Annotated in this window: 16 protein-coding genes; 5 read left to right on the top strand and 11 right to left on the bottom strand. The window is 61.1% G+C overall.

The window, feature by feature from the left end:
* Window positions 1-21: 21 nt before the first annotated feature.
* Window positions 22-867, top strand: a complete 846-nt coding sequence (metF, locus tag I9H07_RS01715) for a methylenetetrahydrofolate reductase [NAD(P)H] (RefSeq protein WP_236425334.1) — start codon at window positions 22-24, stop codon at window positions 865-867.
* Window positions 868-1,177: 310 nt separating this feature from the next.
* The gene (locus tag I9H07_RS01710) at window positions 1,178-3,070 is read left to right on the top strand and encodes a DEAD/DEAH box helicase (RefSeq protein WP_058391368.1); all 1,893 of its coding nucleotides are present in this window, start codon (window positions 1,178-1,180) and stop codon (window positions 3,068-3,070) included.
* Between the two features lie 586 nt (window positions 3,071-3,656).
* Here I9H07_RS01710 and I9H07_RS01705 read toward each other — a convergent pair.
* The 3 genes from I9H07_RS01705 to I9H07_RS01695 form a co-directional block, all read right to left on the bottom strand.
* The gene (locus I9H07_RS01705) at window positions 3,657-4,235 is read right to left on the bottom strand and encodes a YceI family protein (RefSeq protein WP_002551707.1); all 579 of its coding nucleotides are present in this window, start codon (window positions 4,233-4,235) and stop codon (window positions 3,657-3,659) included.
* Window positions 4,236-4,262: 27 nt separating this feature from the next.
* Window positions 4,263-4,811 (bottom strand): cytochrome b, encoded by a 549-nt coding sequence (locus I9H07_RS01700; RefSeq protein ID WP_024646489.1) that lies wholly within the window; start codon window positions 4,809-4,811, stop codon window positions 4,263-4,265.
* Between the two features lie 358 nt (window positions 4,812-5,169).
* Window positions 5,170-7,023 carry a flavin monoamine oxidase family protein gene (locus I9H07_RS01695; protein ID WP_236425335.1) on the bottom strand — a complete coding sequence of 618 codons (1,854 nt, stop codon included), beginning with the start codon at window positions 7,021-7,023 and terminating at the stop codon, window positions 5,170-5,172.
* A gap of 209 nt (window positions 7,024-7,232) precedes the next feature.
* Between I9H07_RS01695 and I9H07_RS01690 the strand changes: the two genes are divergently transcribed.
* Window positions 7,233-8,639 carry an adenosylmethionine--8-amino-7-oxononanoate transaminase gene (locus tag I9H07_RS01690; protein ID WP_058825193.1) on the top strand — a complete coding sequence of 469 codons (1,407 nt, stop codon included), beginning with the start codon at window positions 7,233-7,235 and terminating at the stop codon, window positions 8,637-8,639.
* A gap of 167 nt (window positions 8,640-8,806) precedes the next feature.
* The gene (locus tag I9H07_RS01685; RefSeq protein ID WP_236425336.1) at window positions 8,807-9,526 is read left to right on the top strand and encodes a 16S rRNA (uracil(1498)-N(3))-methyltransferase; all 720 of its coding nucleotides are present in this window, start codon (window positions 8,807-8,809) and stop codon (window positions 9,524-9,526) included.
* 211 nt (window positions 9,527-9,737) lie between these two features.
* Here I9H07_RS01685 and trhA read toward each other — a convergent pair whose 3' ends face one another.
* Window positions 9,738-10,352: a PAQR family membrane homeostasis protein TrhA gene (gene trhA, locus I9H07_RS01680; RefSeq protein ID WP_236425337.1), complete on the bottom strand. Its 615-nt coding sequence runs from the start codon at window positions 10,350-10,352 to the stop codon at window positions 9,738-9,740.
* A gap of 122 nt (window positions 10,353-10,474) precedes the next feature.
* Here trhA and I9H07_RS01675 point away from each other — a divergent pair, with 122 nt between their 5' ends.
* Complete coding sequence (locus I9H07_RS01675; protein WP_024672448.1) at window positions 10,475-11,401, top strand: LysR family transcriptional regulator; 927 nt, start codon at window positions 10,475-10,477, stop codon at window positions 11,399-11,401.
* Between the two features lie 8 nt (window positions 11,402-11,409).
* Here I9H07_RS01675 and madM read toward each other — a convergent pair whose 3' ends face one another.
* From madM to I9H07_RS01640, 7 genes are all read right to left on the bottom strand, one after another.
* Window positions 11,410-12,174, bottom strand: a complete 765-nt coding sequence (gene madM / locus I9H07_RS01670) for a malonate transporter subunit MadM (protein ID WP_024672447.1) — start codon at window positions 12,172-12,174, stop codon at window positions 11,410-11,412.
* 1 nt (window position 12,175) lies between these two features.
* Complete coding sequence (gene madL / locus I9H07_RS01665; RefSeq protein WP_236425338.1) at window positions 12,176-12,592, bottom strand: malonate transporter subunit MadL; 417 nt, start codon at window positions 12,590-12,592, stop codon at window positions 12,176-12,178.
* A 69-nt stretch (window positions 12,593-12,661) separates the two neighbouring features.
* The gene (mdcH, locus tag I9H07_RS01660) at window positions 12,662-13,597 is read right to left on the bottom strand and encodes a malonate decarboxylase subunit epsilon (RefSeq protein WP_236425339.1); all 936 of its coding nucleotides are present in this window, start codon (window positions 13,595-13,597) and stop codon (window positions 12,662-12,664) included.
* Complete coding sequence (locus I9H07_RS01655) at window positions 13,594-14,232, bottom strand: malonate decarboxylase holo-ACP synthase (RefSeq protein ID WP_236425340.1); 639 nt, start codon at window positions 14,230-14,232, stop codon at window positions 13,594-13,596. Before I9H07_RS01655 ends, mdcH begins: the two co-directional genes overlap by 4 nt.
* Entirely contained in the window at window positions 14,226-15,026 is an 801-nt protein-coding gene (gene mdcE, locus I9H07_RS01650; protein WP_058825197.1) for a biotin-independent malonate decarboxylase subunit gamma, read from the bottom strand. The genes I9H07_RS01655 and mdcE overlap by 7 nt, the downstream gene beginning before the upstream one ends.
* Complete coding sequence (locus tag I9H07_RS01645) at window positions 15,023-15,874, bottom strand: biotin-independent malonate decarboxylase subunit beta (protein WP_024672442.1); 852 nt, start codon at window positions 15,872-15,874, stop codon at window positions 15,023-15,025. Before I9H07_RS01645 ends, mdcE begins: the two co-directional genes overlap by 4 nt.
* Window positions 15,867-16,166 carry a malonate decarboxylase subunit delta gene (locus tag I9H07_RS01640; protein ID WP_024672441.1) on the bottom strand — a complete coding sequence of 100 codons (300 nt, stop codon included), beginning with the start codon at window positions 16,164-16,166 and terminating at the stop codon, window positions 15,867-15,869. Before I9H07_RS01640 ends, I9H07_RS01645 begins: the two co-directional genes overlap by 8 nt.
* Window position 16,167 lies beyond the last annotated feature (1 nt).

Raw genomic sequence — 16,167 nt, 5'->3', positions numbered from 1 at the left:
AAGCTGGAGGCCTCCTCCCCCATGTCTCAAGAACGCCGCTTCAGCTTCGAGTTTTTCCCCACCAAGACCGACGCTGGACATGAAAAGCTGCTGACCGTTGCCCGTCAGCTGGCTACGTACAACCCCGATTTTTTCTCCTGCACCTACGGTGCCGGTGGTTCTACCCGCGACCGCACGCTTAATACCGTACTGGAGCTGGAGAACGAAGTGAAAGTCCCTGCCGCGCCGCATTTGTCGTGTGTGGGCGACAGCAAGGAAGAGTTGCGCAACCTGCTAGCCCAGTACAAGGATGCGGGTATCAAGCGCATCGTGGCCCTGCGCGGCGACCTGCCTTCGGGCATGGGCATGGCCAGCGGTGAGCTGCGTCACGCCAATGACCTGGTGAACTTCATTCGTGAAGAGACCGGTAGCCACTTTCATATCGAAGTTGCTGCTTACCCGGAAATGCACCCTCAGGCGCGCAATTTCGAGGACGATCTCCAGCACTTCGTCAACAAGGCCAACGCCGGTGCCGACAGTGCAATCACCCAGTACTTCTTCAACGCCGACAGCTATTTCAACTTTGTCGAGCGTGTCGAGAAGCTGGGCGTGAGCATCCCGATCGTGCCGGGCATCATGCCGATCACCAATTACAGCAAGCTGGCGCGCTTCTCCGATGCCTGCGGTGCGGAAATTCCGCGCTGGATCCGCAAGCAGCTGGAAGCCTACGGCGATGACGTACAGAGCATCCAGGCGTTTGGCGAAGAAGTGATCACCCAGATGTGCGAACGCCTGCTGCAAGGCGGCGCGCCGGGCCTGCACTTCTACACGCTGAACCAGGCAGATCCGAGCCTGGCGGTGTGGAACAACCTGCAATTGCCACGCTGATACCGCTTTAACACCGCGATCCGGGGGGTAATTTCCCGCAGATCGCGGCTCGCTACACCGTTGGGCAGCAGGAAAGCAGCGTATTGCGCTCGCTCTGTTATACTCCAGCCTTCCCGCCAGGCTTACGCCCGGACGCTCGGTCTTGCAATCGTCACTCGTTCACGCCCTCAGCGCATTTTTCATCAAGCGCAGACGTCACGAGATGCACTGAAGACCCTGCAGGACCGGACGGGATCGCGTTGTCTTTACACGCCATTCGCGCCAGGCAAGACATCCCTTGAGCTTAAGCTCCAACAGAACAGGATTACTCATGTCCTTTGCTTCCCTCGGTCTCTCCGAGGCTTTAGTCCGCGCCATCGAGGCAGCGGGCTATACCCAGCCTACTCCAGTGCAACAGCGGGCCATTCCCGCCGTGTTGCAAGGTCGCGACCTTATGGTTGCGGCACAGACAGGTACTGGTAAAACCGGCGGCTTCGCCCTCCCTATTCTGGAGCGGCTGTTTCCCAATGGTGTTCCGGACAAATCCCAGCGTCACGGCCCGCGCCAACCGCGCGTACTGGTCCTGACCCCGACTCGCGAACTGGCCGCGCAGGTGCACGAGAGCTTCAAGCTCTACGCCCGCGACCTGAAGTTCGTCAGCGCCTGCATCTTCGGCGGCGTTGGCACGAACCCGCAGGTTCAGGCCATGGCCCGTGGTGTAGACGTACTGGTGGCCTGCCCCGGCCGCCTGCTCGACCTCGCCGGTCAAGGCAGCGTCGACCTGTCCCACGTCGAAATCCTGGTGCTTGATGAAGCAGACCGGATGCTCGACATGGGCTTCGTGCATGACGTCAAGAAGGTCCTCGCCCGCTTGCCTGCCAAGCGCCAGAACCTGCTGTTCTCGGCAACCTTCTCCAACGACATCACCGCGTTGGCTGGCAAGCTGCTGCATAACCCGGAGCGCATCGAAGTCACGCCGCCGAACACCACGGTCGAGCGTATCGAGCAACGGGTTTTCCGCCTTGCGGCCAACCACAAACGCTCACTGCTGGCGCATTTGATCACGGTCGGTGCCTGGGAACAGGTGCTGATTTTCACGCGCACCAAGCATGGCGCCAACCGTCTGGCCGAGTACCTGGACAAGCACGGTCTTGCGGCCGTTGCGATCCACGGCAACAAGAGCCAGAACGCGCGCACCAAGGCACTGGCTGATTTCAAGGCCGGTGATGTCCGCATCATGGTTGCAACCGATATCGCGGCTCGCGGGCTGGACATCGACCAGTTGCCGCACGTGGTCAACTTCGAGCTGCCTAACGTCGACGAAGATTACGTCCACCGTATCGGTCGTACTGGCCGTGCCGGTCGTTCCGGCGAAGCCATTTCGCTGGTCGCGCCGGACGAAGAGAAGCTGCTCAAAAGCATCGAGCGCATGACCAAACAGAAGATTCCGGATGGCGATCTGATGGGCTTCGACATCACCGCAGTCGAGGCTGAGAAGCCGGAAGTGCGTGAGCGTCCGGATGTTCGTAACCCGCGTGGTGCGCGCCCTGCGCGTGGCGATGGCGACAAGAACAACGGTGGTCGTCGCGACAAGGGCAAGGATAAAGGCAAGGAAAAACCTGCCGCTGCGGCCGCCACTGGCGAACGCCCTGCCAGGCAGCCACGCGAAAAAAAACCTCGTGAGGGCACGCCTCGCAGTGAACAGCGTGCATCGCAACCGGCCACACCGCGTCCGGCAGCGGATCGAGCCCCTGACGAGTTTCGCGATGACGAAGTAGATAACTTCGGCAATCGCGCTGACTACGTCAGCCCTTATCAGGGCAAAGGCCAGAACCGTGGTCGTCGCCCGGCTGCCGCGCCTGGCGCAGCAGCACCGGCCGCTGGCGGCGCTGGCCGTCCAGCCGGTCAGGGTCGCCCTGCGGGTGGCGCTCCACGCACCGGCTCCGGTACTGGCGCACCAAAGCGTAACGGCTCGGGCACTTCGGCACCGCGCTCGCGCGATGGTCAGCCACGCGGTCGTCGTCCGGCACGTGAAGAGCAACCCTTGCCGCGTGAAGGCCAGGAGCCAGCCGTGCGCGCCCCGCGTGACGGCCAGCCTCAGCCGAAGATCGTACACAAGGAATCAAAGATCGACCGCTTCCCGTCTGCCGAGCAACTGGATCAGTTGCCAGCACGCCCACGCGGTGAAAAACCGGCCCTGCTGACCCGCAACCGCGACAGCTGACAGCCACGCAACACACAAAACGCCCCGACCTGTTCGGGGCGTTTTTGTTTTTGGGTCTGGAGGAATAATTGCTCCCACGCTCCGCGTCCGATCTTGAACGGGCAGCGCGGCGCAGATCTGTGACGCAGAGCGTCACGAAATGCATGCCAACGCGGAGCATTGGCACGATAGTCACCTCAAGACGTTTCTGCCCAGAGAGTTCATCGCTCCCACGCTCCGCGTCCGATCTTGAGCGTGCAGCGCGGCTCAGATCTGTGACGCAGAGCGTCACGAAATGCATGCCAACGCGGAGCATTGGCACGATAGTCACCTCAAGACGTTTATGCCCGGAGAGCTCATCGCTCCTACGCTCCGCGTCCGATCTTGAGCGGGCAGCGTGGCGCAGATCTGTGACGCAGAGCGTCACGAAATGCATGCCAACGCGGAGCATTGGCACGATAGTCACCTCAAGACGTTTCTGCCCGGAGAGTTCATCGCTCCCACGCTCCGCGTGGTAGCGCAGCCCTGGACGCTCCGCGTCCGATCCTGGGCAGCCCTAACAAAAACGCCGACCCAAAGGTCGGCGTTCTGTCGATCAAGCGTGCACTTACTTCTTCTGTACGCCTTCGAAGCTGATGTCCAGGTCCAGCGTCTGCGACGTCGGGCCAGGGCCTTTGATGCCGAAGTCATTCAGGTTCAGCGTCGAAGTACCGTTGAAGCCGGCGCGGTAGCCGCCCCACGGATCCTTGCCTTCGCCGTTGAAGGTTGCCTTGATCACGATTGGCTTGGTGACGCCGTGCAGGGTCAGGTCGCCAGTGACGTCAGCCGTTTTCTCGCCGGTCGATTTGACAGCGGTGGAAACGAACTTGGCTTCCGGGTATTTGGCAACGTCCAGGAAATCCTTGCTGGAGATGTGTTTGTCGCGCTCGGCATGGTTAGTGAACAGGCTGGCGGTTTTCAGCTCGACGTTGATCTTGCTGGCTTCTGGCTTGGCAGCGTCAAAGCTGAACGTGCCGTCCCAGTCCTTGAACGTACCGTGAATAAAGCTGTAGCCCAGGTGGCTGATCTTGAAGTCAACGAATGCGTGTTGACCTTCCTTGTCGATTACGTAGTCGGCAGCCATGGCCTGACCGGCAGACAACAGTGCGGTACCCAGAGCCAGAGCGGCGAGAGACTTCTTCAACATGCTTTTATTCCCGTTTTGGTTGAACAATCAATTACGACCCAGCATTCGCTTGAGGGTCACATCGTGATCGATGAAATGGTGTTTCAGTGCAGCGAGGCCATGGAGCACCGCGAAGACCACGATGACCCACGCCAGATACAAATGAATCCAGCCGGCTGTTTCTGCCTGATCAGGCAAACCTGAAACCAGCGCAGGCACCTCGAACAGGCCAAATATCGGAATACCCACACCATCGGCAGTGGATATGAGGTAGCCGGCAAACATCACGGCAAACAGCGCAACGTACAAAAACAGATGACCGAACGTTGCGCCGATACGCGTCAACTTACTGTAGCTGCTTAACGGCGGCGGTGGCGGGCTGAGCAAACGCCAGACCACGCGGATCAGCATGATCGCAAACAGAGTAATGCCGATGCTCTTGTGCAGATCAGGACCAGCCTTGCGCCAGGTGTCGTAGTAATCCAGCCCCACCATCCACAGCCCCAAGGCGAACATGCCAAACACAACAGCGGCCACACCCCAGTGCAGCACCATGCTGACCAGACCGTAGCGAGAGGATGAGTTACGTAGCTGCATTACCAGTACCTTGTCAGAAGTGTTACCAGACTAGCGCTTTATCTATCGAATGAAAGCGCAAAATTTTGCTCTGACCTATCGAACAATACGATCGATCGTGGCGCCATTCTGCGTTTCGGCGAGGCTGGTTTTATCAGTGTCCGAACCGCCTTTCAGCCGTGCAGACTGCCCTTGCCGCCATAGCATCTCGATAATTCGCGATCAGTAACACTTTGTAAGGACCATCGGCCGTTCGATGCCGATGAACGGCACAATCACCCTGCGTAAACCCGGCTCCTGTGTATAGAACGAATCCGGCGCGCATAAAAAAAGGAGCGCGGCATAAACCGCGCTCCTTTTGGGTCAGCCCAGTGCCCCGTCAGTTGTTGACGTCGGCGGGCGCTGTTTCAGCAGGCGTCTTGGCAGGGGCAGGCTTGCTCGCCACCTTTTTCGCTGCTTCCTTTTTTGCTGCCTCTTTTTTAGCCGCTTCTTTTTTCGCTGCTGCTTTCTTTGCGTCTTCCTTGGACTGCGGTTTTTTCACCGGCTCTGCTTTTACCGGAGGTTTGACCGGCTGAACCACCGGCGCAACCACGGGTGCAGGTGCTGCGGCAGGTGCAGGCGCTGGAGCGGGCTCCGGCGCTTTTTCTACCGGGGCAGGCGCTGGTGCTGGTGCTGGCGCTTCTGAACCGCCAAACAGGCGCGAGAAGAAGCCCGGCTTGTCAGCCTGCGGTTTGGCAGGTTCAGCCGGTTTGTCAGAAGAACCACCCCCAAACAGATTGCTGAAGAAGTTGCCTTCGGACTGCTGCGAAGCCGGTGCAGGCGCTTTCGGTGGAGCAACCTTGACCGGTTCGAACGACTTGCCAGCCGCCAGATCCTGCACCTGGCTGGCAGCCCGCTGGCCGCTGCGCAATGCGCCTTCCAGCGTGCCGGGGTACAAGGTGTCGGTATGCTCACCGGCAAAGGCCACACGCAGAATCGGCCTTTCCCACAAGCGCCAGTACTTGCTGATCTGGCCAGGGCCATACGCCAGATACGAGCCGGCGGTAGAAGGATCGACGCTGTAACGACGGATTTCATAGCCGGAGAAGGCGCCACGCGCTTCAGGGTAGAACGCGTTCAGACGGATCAGCACCTGATCGACCATCTGCTTGTCGCCGAACGCCTGCATGATGCGGGCATTGTCGCCAGACAGGTTGATCACCACATTGGCGCCGCCCTTGAGTGCAGGCTCGATCCAGAGCATGCCCAGACCGGTGTTGCTGAACACTTCACCCGACATACGCGCCTTGCTGTCCCAGACCGGGGTCTTGAACTTGAGCATGATCTGGTCGCGCCAGCCGTAATTGATACTCTTGATCGCACCCATGTGCTGGGCATCCAGCGCAGGTGTCATCTGAATCTTGCTCAGCGAACGCAACGGCACAGCCATCACCACGTAATCGGCGGTGTAGCTGGTGGCGCCAGCCTTGACGGTAACTTTGTCTTTTTCCTGCACCACTGCCGACACCGGCGCGCTGGTCTTGACGGTCTTGAGTTGCTTGACGAACGCCTGAGTCAATACCGCGCTGCCACCGGGCAGGCGTGAGGCGCGCAAATCGCGCTCATCAACCGAACGGTACACCCGCGATTGCTGTGCCAGATACAGCAGCGACAAGCGCGAAGGCTCGTCGTAGCGGGTACGAATCTGCTGGTTGATCAGCTGACGGGCCGTGGCGGGCAGGGTCAGGCGGTCGAGCCAGTTGGCGACGTTGATCTGGTCCAGCGCGAACAGCGTGCTGTTGGACGCCGGGTTTTCCGGGTCATCCACCGAGCGCGCCAGGTTGTCCAGCGTGTCGTTGTAACGCTTTATCGCTTCGGCGGTCGCAGGCTGTTTGACAGCCAGGTCGGCCTGGGTGAAGTACACGCCGTCGATCAGGTAGCCGGGCGTACGCACGAATTCCGGCGCGGGCACGGTTGTCAGCTTGAAGGTGTCCAGGTAGCGGTTCAACACCGGCTGGGCCTTGGTGTTGCCGATCCATTCGCTGGTTGCCAGACCGGAGCGACCACCCAGCGCCGGCTTGGCTTCCAGCAGCGTTACCTGCCAGCCCTTGGCCTGCAGTTCATAAGCAGCGGTCAAACCCGCCAGACCACCGCCGACGACAATCGCGGTGCGTTGTTTTTCATCGGCGAGCGTCGAAACGCTGACCAGCCCTGCAACTATCAGCGCACACGCGCGCAGCCACCCAGAAAGCATTCGGCGAACTCCGAAAAAAGTAGGAAAGATTGGGCAAGTCAGCCCGAAAAATCGACTCGCTGCGCAGGATACGCGAGCCATCAAATAGCCGCCAGCAATGTCCATCGACCGTTAAAAATGCATCAGAGGTTGTTCCATGGCCGGGCATTGCATAGGCTTGCGCGATTGTTCGTCCTCGCATCAGGCGAGTCGCTACCCGGAGATTGAAAATGGGCCTCAATGACCAGTGGATGCAACGTGACCTCAAGGTCCTGTGGCACCCCTGCACGCAGATGAAAGACCACGAAAATCTGCCGCTGATACCAATCAGACGTGGCGAAGGCGTATGGCTCGAAGACTTCGAAGGCAAGCGTTATCTGGACGCTGTCAGTTCCTGGTGGGTCAACGTTTTCGGGCATGCCAACCCGCGCATCAACCAGCGCATCAAGGATCAGGTCGACCAGCTGGAACACGTGATTCTCGCCGGCTTCAGCCATCAGCCGGTGATCGAGCTGTCCGAGCGACTGGTCAAGCTCACACCCGAAGGCCTGACGCGCTGCTTCTACGCCGACAACGGCTCATCGTGCATCGAAGTGGCGCTGAAGATGAGCTTTCATTACTGGCTCAACCGCGGCCAGCCGGACAAGAAACGCTTCGTCACCCTGACCAACAGCTACCACGGCGAAACCATGGCCGCGATGTCGGTCGGTGACGTGCCGCTGTTCACGGAAACCTACAAGGCGCTGCTGCTTGACACCATCAAGGTGCCAAGCCCCGACTGCTATCACCGCCCGGACGGCATGAGCTGGGAAGAGCATTCGCGCAACATGTTTGCCGCCATGGAGCAAACCCTCGCCGAGCATCATGCCACTGTCGCAGCAGTGATCGTAGAGCCGCTGATTCAGGGCGCGGGCGGCATGCGCATGTATCACCCGATCTACCTCAAGCTGCTGCGCGAAGCCTGCGACCGCTATGGCGTGCACCTGATTCACGATGAAATCGCCGTCGGCTTTGGCCGTACCGGCACCATGTTTGCCTGCGAACAGGCGGGTATCCGCCCGGATTTCCTGTGCCTGTCCAAGGCGCTGACTGGCGGATACTTGCCGCTGGCGGCCTGCCTGACCACGGACGACGTGTACGACGCGTTCTACGACGACTACCCGACCCTGCGCGCCTTCCTGCACTCGCACAGTTACACCGGCAACCCGCTGGCCTGCGCTGCGGCGCTGGCGACGCTGGATATCTTCGAGCAGGACAACGTCATCGAAAACAACAAGGCGCTGGCGCAACGAATGGCGACTGCCACCGCGCACCTGGTGGACCATCCGCACGTTGCCGAAGTACGCCAGACCGGCATGGCCATCGCTATCGAAATGGTTCAGGACAAGGCCAGCAAGACCGCTTACCCGTGGCAGGAGCGGCGCGGCATGAAGGTCTTTCAGCATGCGCTGGAGCGTGGCGCGCTGCTGCGGCCGCTGGGCAGCGTGGTGTATTTCCTGCCGCCGTACGTGATTACGCCGGAGCAGATCGACTTTCTGGCTGAAGTGGCCACCGAAGGTATTGATATCGCGACACGCAGCAACATCAGTGTTGCCGTGCGCGAGAACTTTCATCCGGACTTCAGGGATCCGGGTTAAGGGCTGGAATTTGCGGCTTCGCGACTGACACCTTCGCGGACAAGTCCGCTCCTACATCAGGACGGCGTTGTCCGCAAAGATGCTGCACATGTGCGAGCGAACCGGGCGACGCTTCGCTTGTCCGCGCAAGCGTCATCACAGAATGAACATCAGAACCGAGACACACCATGAGACTGTCCCGCTTTTTTACTGAAACGCCGCTGAGCCTGGGCGAGCACGAGCTGCCTGAAGCCCAGGCGCATTACATCAGCCGCGTGTTGCGCATGACCGAGGGCGATGCCCTGCAACTGTTCGATGGCTCGGGCAATGAGTTTCGCGGCACGTTGCTGGAAGTCGGCAAGAAACGTGTGCGCGTGCAACTGTCCGAGAGCTTCGCCGGGCAGGTTGAGTCAGGCTTGCGCATTCATCTGGGTCAGGGCCTGTCGCGTGGCGAGCGGATGGACTGGGCGATTCAGAAAGCCACTGAACTGGGCGTCAGCGAAATTACGCCGATTGTCAGCGAACGCTGTGAAGTGCGCCTCAAGGACGAGCGCGCCGAGAAACGTCAGGCGCACTGGCAGCAGATCGCGATCAGCGCCTGCGAGCAGTGCGGTCGCTCGGTGGTGCCGGTGATTCACCCGCCTATGCCGCTGGCGGACTGGATCAAGCTCACCGAAGCTGACCTGAAACTGGTCCTGCACCCGGTGGCCGAACCGCTGATCAGCCATGCAAAACCCGAAAGCCTGGCCTTCCTGATCGGGCCGGAAGGCGGCTTGAACGATGCAGAAGTCGATCAGGCACAAGACGCCGGCTTCCACGCCGCCCGCCTCGGCCCCCGCGTCCTGCGCACCGAAACTGCCCCGGTGGTTGCACTGAGCGTCGCGCAGCAGTTGTGGGGCGATTTCTGACTGCTGATGATCGTCACCACGCTCCAGCGCTCACGGTTATACACAGATCTACCTGCTTATCGTGCCAATGCTCCGCGTTGGCATGCATTTCGTGACGCTCCACGTCACCTGTCTGCGCAGCACTGAAGGCTCAAGAGCGGACGCGGAGCGTCGAGAAAGGCATTACCGCGCTGGAGCGTGGTAACGAGAGTCAGGTCCCCATCGCCCCTCCTCAAAGCACATAAAAACAGATCGCCACGAAGTGCATCAGACTGCCGCCGATCACGAACAGGTGCCAGATGCCATGAAAGTGGCGCTTGTGATCGTAGGCGAAGAACAGAATGCCGACGGTGTACAGCACGCCGCCGCCCGCCAGCCAGATGAAACCAGCGGTGCCGAGCGCGGCGATCAGCGGTTTGACGGCCACCAAAACGATCCAGCCCATCACCGCATAAATCACGATGGACAGGATTCGCGCTTCGGAACGCGGCTTTATCTCTTGCAGGATGCCGATCAGCGCCAGTCCCCAGACAATGCCGAACAGCGTCCAGCCCCACGCGCCGCGCAAGGTCACCAGACAGAACGGTGTGTAACTGCCTGCAATCATCAGGTAGATCGAAAAATGATCAACCTTCTGCATGATCGACTTCGTACGCCCCTGAACGCTGTGGTAAATGGTCGACACGCTGTACAGTGTGATCAGGCACGCGCCGTAGATCGCGATGCTGACTACCTTCCAGACATCACCCTGCAGGCTGGCCAGCACCAGCAGCCAGACCGCGCCAACCGTCGCCAGAACGGCACCGATCAAGTGTGACCACGCGTTGAATTTTTCTCCGTAATACATCCGCTTATTGCCCTCACCTAGAGAAAACACTGATGACAAAGGCTCCCGGTTATTGAAACAAAGAGCAACGTATCTGTCATTACAGGGCACAATCAGCGCACACCAACAACACGCGCCACACCATGCAGATCGATGACGAACTCACGCTGAAGAAACTGGAAATATTCCTGGCGTTCATGCGCACCGGCAATCTCGCCCGTGCAGCGGAGGAGTTGCAGACCAGTAACGTCAGCGTCCACCGCGCCATTCATTCGCTGGAAAGCGCCCTGCGCTGCCCGCTGTTCAAGCACGAGGGCCGTAATCTGACGCCGCTGGAAAGCGCTTATGTGCTCGAAGAACGCGCGCAGAAACTGGTGCAGGATGTGCTTGCCACCGTAGAACTGACCCGTCAGGCGGCGGGGTTCTCGGCGGCGCGTTTTCGGCTTGGGGCGCTGTACTCGCTAACGGTCAAGACCGTGCCGCAGCTGATCATGGGCCTGAAGATCCGCCGCAGCGAACTGAATATCGACCTGATTCTGGGTTCGAACATTGACCTGCTCTACAAGCTCAAGAACATGGAAGTCGATGCCATGCTGGTGGCGCTGGACGAGAGCACCAATGACCAGGACTGCGAGCAGTTGGCGCTGTTTTCCGATGACATCTTTCTGGCCGTCCCCACTGACTCGCCGTTCGCCAAGCGTAACGAAGTCGACCTGAGCGACCTGCGCGAAGCAACGTTCATCACGCTGACCCAGGGCTTCGCGACTCACCGTGACGGTATCCGGGTTTTTCGTCAGGCCGGGTTCGAGCCCAAGGTGGCGATGCAGGTGAATGACATCTTCACCCTGCTGAGCATGGTCAGTTCCGGCGTCGGCTATGCGTTGCTGCCGGGCAGAATCGCTGCGGTCTATGAAAACCGCGTGCGGCTGATCCCGCTGCAGAGCCGCTACCGGATGCAGCAACACATCGGCATGGTCTTTCTCAAATCCAAGGAGCGCGATCCCAACCTGCTGGCGCTGCTGGCCGAATGCCGGATGTACGCCAATCGCCTGCTGGAGCAGGCGACCTGATCAGCCCGTTAGCCGACGATAGCGCGCACGATGAAGTACAGCACTGAAGGCCCGAGCAAACAGCCGAGCCCGGTATGGAACGTAGCGGTCAGGGCGCCATAAGGCACCAGACGCCTATCCGTCGCCGCCAGGCCTGCAGTGACACCGCTGACCGTACCGGCCAGACCACCGAAGACCATCGCCGAGCGCGGATTATCCAGCCCCATCCAGCGCGCCGCCATGGGTGTGCCGACCATCACCAGAATCGCCTTGATCAGGCCGGTGGCAATCGACAGCGCCATGACGTCAGAGCTTGCACCCAAGGCAGCACCTGTTACAGGACCCACGATATAGGTCACCGCGCCCGCGCCAATGGTGGTCATGCTGATGGCATCGCGATAGCCGAACATCCAGGCAATGCTCGCGCCGACGATAAACGGCAGAATCGTGCCCAGCAGCAAGGCAATCACTCCGATCATCCCGGCCTTGCGTGCTTCGGTGGCCTGTACTTCGAAGGCCGTTGCCACGATGGCGAAGTCACGCAGCATCGCCCCGCCCATCAGACCGATCCCGGAGAACAGCGTGATGTCGGCCAGACCTTTCTGGCCACCGGTCAAGGTGCCGCCGACCCAGGCCAGAATCAGGCCGATGACGATGGCAATCGCCGAGCCGTGCACCCTGCCGAAGGTCAGGCGCTTTGAAAGCACCACCGAGACCCACATGATGATGCCGACGAAAGCGAATGCGGTAATCAGGCCGTTGTGTTCAAGTCCTTTCTCGATGAGATCCCACATATCAGCGACCTCCAGCCGGGGTGATGTCAGGCGTCAGCAGCGGCTCTTCCTCGGGCAACGGCTCGCCCCGGTTGGTGCGGCTGATCAACGCGATGGTGCAGGCACACAGCACCACTGAACCCACCGCGGCCAATACCGCCACCGGCCCGCCTTTCAGCGCGGTCACGACGTTTTGTTGCGCGGCCATCGCGACCACCACCGGGATGTATAGAGCACCCCAGAAGCCGACGCCCATTTCACAGCCCTTGCTCATGCCGCCGTTTTTTTCCATCCACAGACGCGCGCAGATCAGCAAGATCATGGCGATCCCGACCCCGCCTACGTTGGATTTGACGCCCAGCAGTACGCCGAGCATGTCACCGAGAATCACGCCCGCAAGCGTGCAGATAGCCAGTAGTGCAACACCGTAGATAATCATGGTTGTTATTCCTCTGTTCGCATTGCTGAAGTTGTTGTTTTTGTCCTTCGTAGCATCTGCACGGCGGCTCTATCGGGTGCGGCAGCCCTCCTCTCGCGACAGCGCGACCAGACTGTCCAGACGCGCCGCCTGAAACGCCAGTGCGGTGCCTTGCTGAAAAACCTTGCGCGCCAGCCCGGTCAGTACCGACCCGGGCGGCAGTTCGATGTGCAGGCGCACGCCACGCTCGTAGGCGGTTTCCACGGTGCTGCGCCAGTCGATAACCCGGCACATATTGAAAGCCAGATCGTCACGCAGCTTTTCGGTACTCAGCACCGGACGTGCCGTGCTGCCGCTGAGGTAGCGCACCGTCGGTGTTTTCAATGGGATGCATGCAAAAGCCTCGGCCAGTTGCTGCGCGGGCGCTTCCAGCAAAGAGCAATGCGACGGCACGCTGACCGCCAGCCGCTTTACTGCTGCGGCCCCGGCAGCCTTGGCCAGTTGACCGACCTGCTGCATCGCCTCGGCGCTGCCTGCGATGACCATCTGATGGTCGGCGTTGATATTGGCGAGAAACACCGGAGTTCTCGGGCTGTGTGTTTGCTCGATCATCACCTCGACCTGAGCCTGGTCCAGGCCGATGACAGCGGTCATGCCGTAGCCCTCGGGATAAGCGCTCTGCATCAGTTCGCCGCGCAGCGCGACCAGCCGCACAGCATCGTCGAAGGCCAGCGCGCCACCAATGACGGCTGCCGGATACGCACCGATGGACAGCCCTGCGACATAATCCGGCACACAGCCACGCGCCTGCAACACGCGGGCGCAGGCGACACCGGCGATCAGCAGGCACAGCTGAACAGCACGGGTCGATTGCAGCGCCGGCGCAGTGTCTAGCCCCGATACTTCCTCACCCAGCGCATCGGCGGCTTCTTGCAGGCAATCGCGAACCACGGGGTCGTCGGGCAACTGATGCAGCATGCCTGCCTGCTGCGCGCCCTGACCGGGAAACGCCCACAGGCTGCTCATGCGCACGCCTCGACCAGATGCCACGGGTCGGTCACCAGTCGCGCACCGCTGGCGGTCTTGAGCAGCACCCGGCCAGTTGGCCGCGCCCATTCGCGCAGCGCGACCGCGCCCTGATCAAGCTGTAGCTGGACATCCACCCGGCAGACCGATGTTTCCAGCGCTTCGACCAGTTCGGCCGCGCAGCGCCGACTGAACGGTTCGGGCGTGCGTAGAATCAGGTCCAGATCGCTGTCCTGATGCAGTGCCGGGAAACCGCTGGCCAGTTCAAAACCGGCACTGCCGCCGACACCCCAGACCAGTTCCAGCGCCTCCATCACCGGACGGATCTGGCGCAAGGCGCGCAACGCCGGCCAGTCGCGCCGGTGGTCGGGAGGGCAATCAAGCAATTGTTCGGGGGTGACCCGGCGATACACATCCGCCAGCAACATACCCGCACCGTAGCGCTGCTCGCGCCCCCGGCCACGCAAGCCTACCGCCACCTGACCGTCTGGCATCACTTGACGCCGCACGACGACCGGCTGCCCGGCGAGTACCGCTTCGACCGCCCACTTGGGCGCATCATCCGGCAAGGCAGACAGCGGCATGCCCCACAACAGATCATGAGGCAGCACCGCGAGAGCGTTATCGATCACCACTGCGCCCGCATGAGCTGACGCACTTTCGCCGAGGCCGCACGGTTGCTCGCGCCCAGGCGACTGCTCAGGTCGACGCCACTGGCCTGCACGTCCTTGATCGCGCTGCGCAGCACGCTGCGCACCTGAGTCAGGTCATCCGCCGCAGGCTGCTCGATCTGACTGACCGAGAGGGTCTCCCAGAGCAGACCGAGGCTGGCGTAGCTGTCGATGTCGTAAGCCATCGGCGGAATGCTGGCGGCAAGCTTTTCCAGCTCTTCGACACTGCGCAGGGTCACGCGGGCGGCCGAAGCCTTGCCCATCGCGTGCACCATAACGCCAGGATCACGCAGCGCGATCAATCGATTGGCTTGATAACCGTGGGCCAGGAAGGCGCCGGACATCGCTTTGCCCACCAAAAGGCCGATCACCGGATGCCCCGCCAGACGGGCCCGTGCATAGCTGTCCACAGCACCGGCCAGTGCCTGGTGAATGCCGAGCGCTTCTTCGCGACGGCCATAGGCCTGGCTCGGTACATCGACGATGGCAATCAGTGCGCGCTTTTCGGCGCGGTCGCGATCCTGCTCGATCGCATCGTCCACCGCCTTGGCCAGGCCCCAGCCTTCCAGCAAGCCGACTTCGCCCTGACGCGCCCGAGGAAAGCGGTTGTCGGTATCGGCAATCACTGCAACAAACCGCACCGCCTGCTCGCCGAGAAAACCGTCGGCCACCTTGAGCGAGGCAGGCAGACCTGTGACTTCGTGGCCGCCTGCGCTCAAGGCGTTGAACCAGTTCAAACCCCGCGGTGAATGACTCATGACCGGGCTCCTTGATAGAGGGTGCGCACACCCTGCGGATCGATTTGCGGCTCAGTGTCGAGGCTGGCCAGGCGTTGCAGGAACAGTTGGTACTGACTGCTGCGATGCGTTTCGGGCACCCCCTGCTTGAGCCAGGCACTGACCTGCTGGCGGATATCGGCCACATCGTCTGCAGCAAAGCCGTCCACCAGACCGCTGGCGAAACGCTGTTCGCCGCCGGTCAGGCTCCAGATAAACGGTCGGTCGCGCGAGTCGTACTCTTCAATGCCGGCTTCCTGCTCGATCACCTGCGGACCGTTCAGGCCGAGCCGGGCTTCCTGGGTGACCAGCAAATAGCTGCACAACCCCGCAGCAATCGACATCCCGCCAAAACAGCCGACGCTGCCTGCCACCACGCCAATCACCGGCTGGTACTGGCGCAGATCGACCATCGCGGCATGAATCTCGGCAATCGCCGCCAGGCCGAGATTGGCTTCCTGCAAACGCACGCCACCGGTTTCCAGCAACACGATGGCGGCAGTAGGAATGCCGTTGCGGTTGTCTTCGGCCGCCAGCTCCAGCGCGCCGGCCATTTTCGCGCCGCCGACTTCGCCCATGCTGCCGCCCTGAAACGAGCCTTCGATGGCGGCGATCACCACCGGCCGCCCATCGACCGTGCCTTTGACGACCACCACGCCATCATCGGCCTGGGGCACTACGCCCTGCATGGCCAGCCAGGGCGACATGACACGGTCAAAGGGGCCGAGCAATTCACGAAAACTGCCTGCATCCAGCAAGGCGCGGGCACGCTGGCGGGCACCGAGTTCGATGAAGCTGTGCTGGCTCAGCAAGCGTGCGTTATCAGTCATGGCCGATCTCCTCGAAGCCCTGCTCCAGACGCAGGCGCACCACGCCGGGCGTCGCACCGAAGTCATGAATGTCGATGCTCAGCGCGGGCGGCGTCTGACCGTCGAACATGCGCTCGAACAGGTGCTTCCAGCGCAGCGAAGCACCGTTGACCGAGGTCACCACCTGAATCGACAGCGTTCCCGGCTGACCCGGTTCCAGCAGCACTTCCAGATCGCCAGAGCCGACCACACCCACCAACGCCCGGCCTTTCGGCGGCTGTCCGGCGGGGAATTCAAAAGACAGGGTTTCCATT

It is taken from the genome of Pseudomonas syringae (genome assembly GCF_023278085.1).
Classification (GTDB): Bacteria; Pseudomonadota; Gammaproteobacteria; order Pseudomonadales; family Pseudomonadaceae; genus Aquipseudomonas; species Aquipseudomonas syringae_Q.
This window is presented reverse-complemented; position numbering and strand designations above follow the sequence as displayed.

Coding starts and splice junctions, on each gene's coding strand:
- metF (WP_236425334.1), top strand. CDS start 22: ATGTCTCAAGAACGCCGCTTCAGCTTCGAGTTTTTCCCCACCAAGACC.
- I9H07_RS01710 (WP_058391368.1), top strand. CDS start 1,178: ATGTCCTTTGCTTCCCTCGGTCTCTCCGAGGCTTTAGTCCGCGCCATC.
- I9H07_RS01705 (WP_002551707.1), bottom strand. CDS start 4,235: ATGTTGAAGAAGTCTCTCGCCGCTCTGGCTCTGGGTACCGCACTGTTG.
- I9H07_RS01700 (WP_024646489.1), bottom strand. CDS start 4,811: ATGCAGCTACGTAACTCATCCTCTCGCTACGGTCTGGTCAGCATGGTG.
- I9H07_RS01695 (WP_236425335.1), bottom strand. CDS start 7,023: ATGCTTTCTGGGTGGCTGCGCGCGTGTGCGCTGATAGTTGCAGGGCTG.
- I9H07_RS01690 (WP_058825193.1), top strand. CDS start 7,233: ATGGGCCTCAATGACCAGTGGATGCAACGTGACCTCAAGGTCCTGTGG.
- I9H07_RS01685 (WP_236425336.1), top strand. CDS start 8,807: ATGAGACTGTCCCGCTTTTTTACTGAAACGCCGCTGAGCCTGGGCGAG.
- trhA (WP_236425337.1), bottom strand. CDS start 10,352: ATGTATTACGGAGAAAAATTCAACGCGTGGTCACACTTGATCGGTGCC.
- I9H07_RS01675 (WP_024672448.1), top strand. CDS start 10,475: ATGCAGATCGATGACGAACTCACGCTGAAGAAACTGGAAATATTCCTG.
- madM (WP_024672447.1), bottom strand. CDS start 12,174: ATGTGGGATCTCATCGAGAAAGGACTTGAACACAACGGCCTGATTACC.
- madL (WP_236425338.1), bottom strand. CDS start 12,592: ATGATTATCTACGGTGTTGCACTACTGGCTATCTGCACGCTTGCGGGC.
- mdcH (WP_236425339.1), bottom strand. CDS start 13,597: ATGAGCAGCCTGTGGGCGTTTCCCGGTCAGGGCGCGCAGCAGGCAGGC.
- mdcE (WP_058825197.1), bottom strand. CDS start 15,026: ATGAGTCATTCACCGCGGGGTTTGAACTGGTTCAACGCCTTGAGCGCA.
- I9H07_RS01645 (WP_024672442.1), bottom strand. CDS start 15,874: ATGACTGATAACGCACGCTTGCTGAGCCAGCACAGCTTCATCGAACTC.
- I9H07_RS01640 (WP_024672441.1), bottom strand. CDS start 16,166: ATGGAAACCCTGTCTTTTGAATTCCCCGCCGGACAGCCGCCGAAAGGC.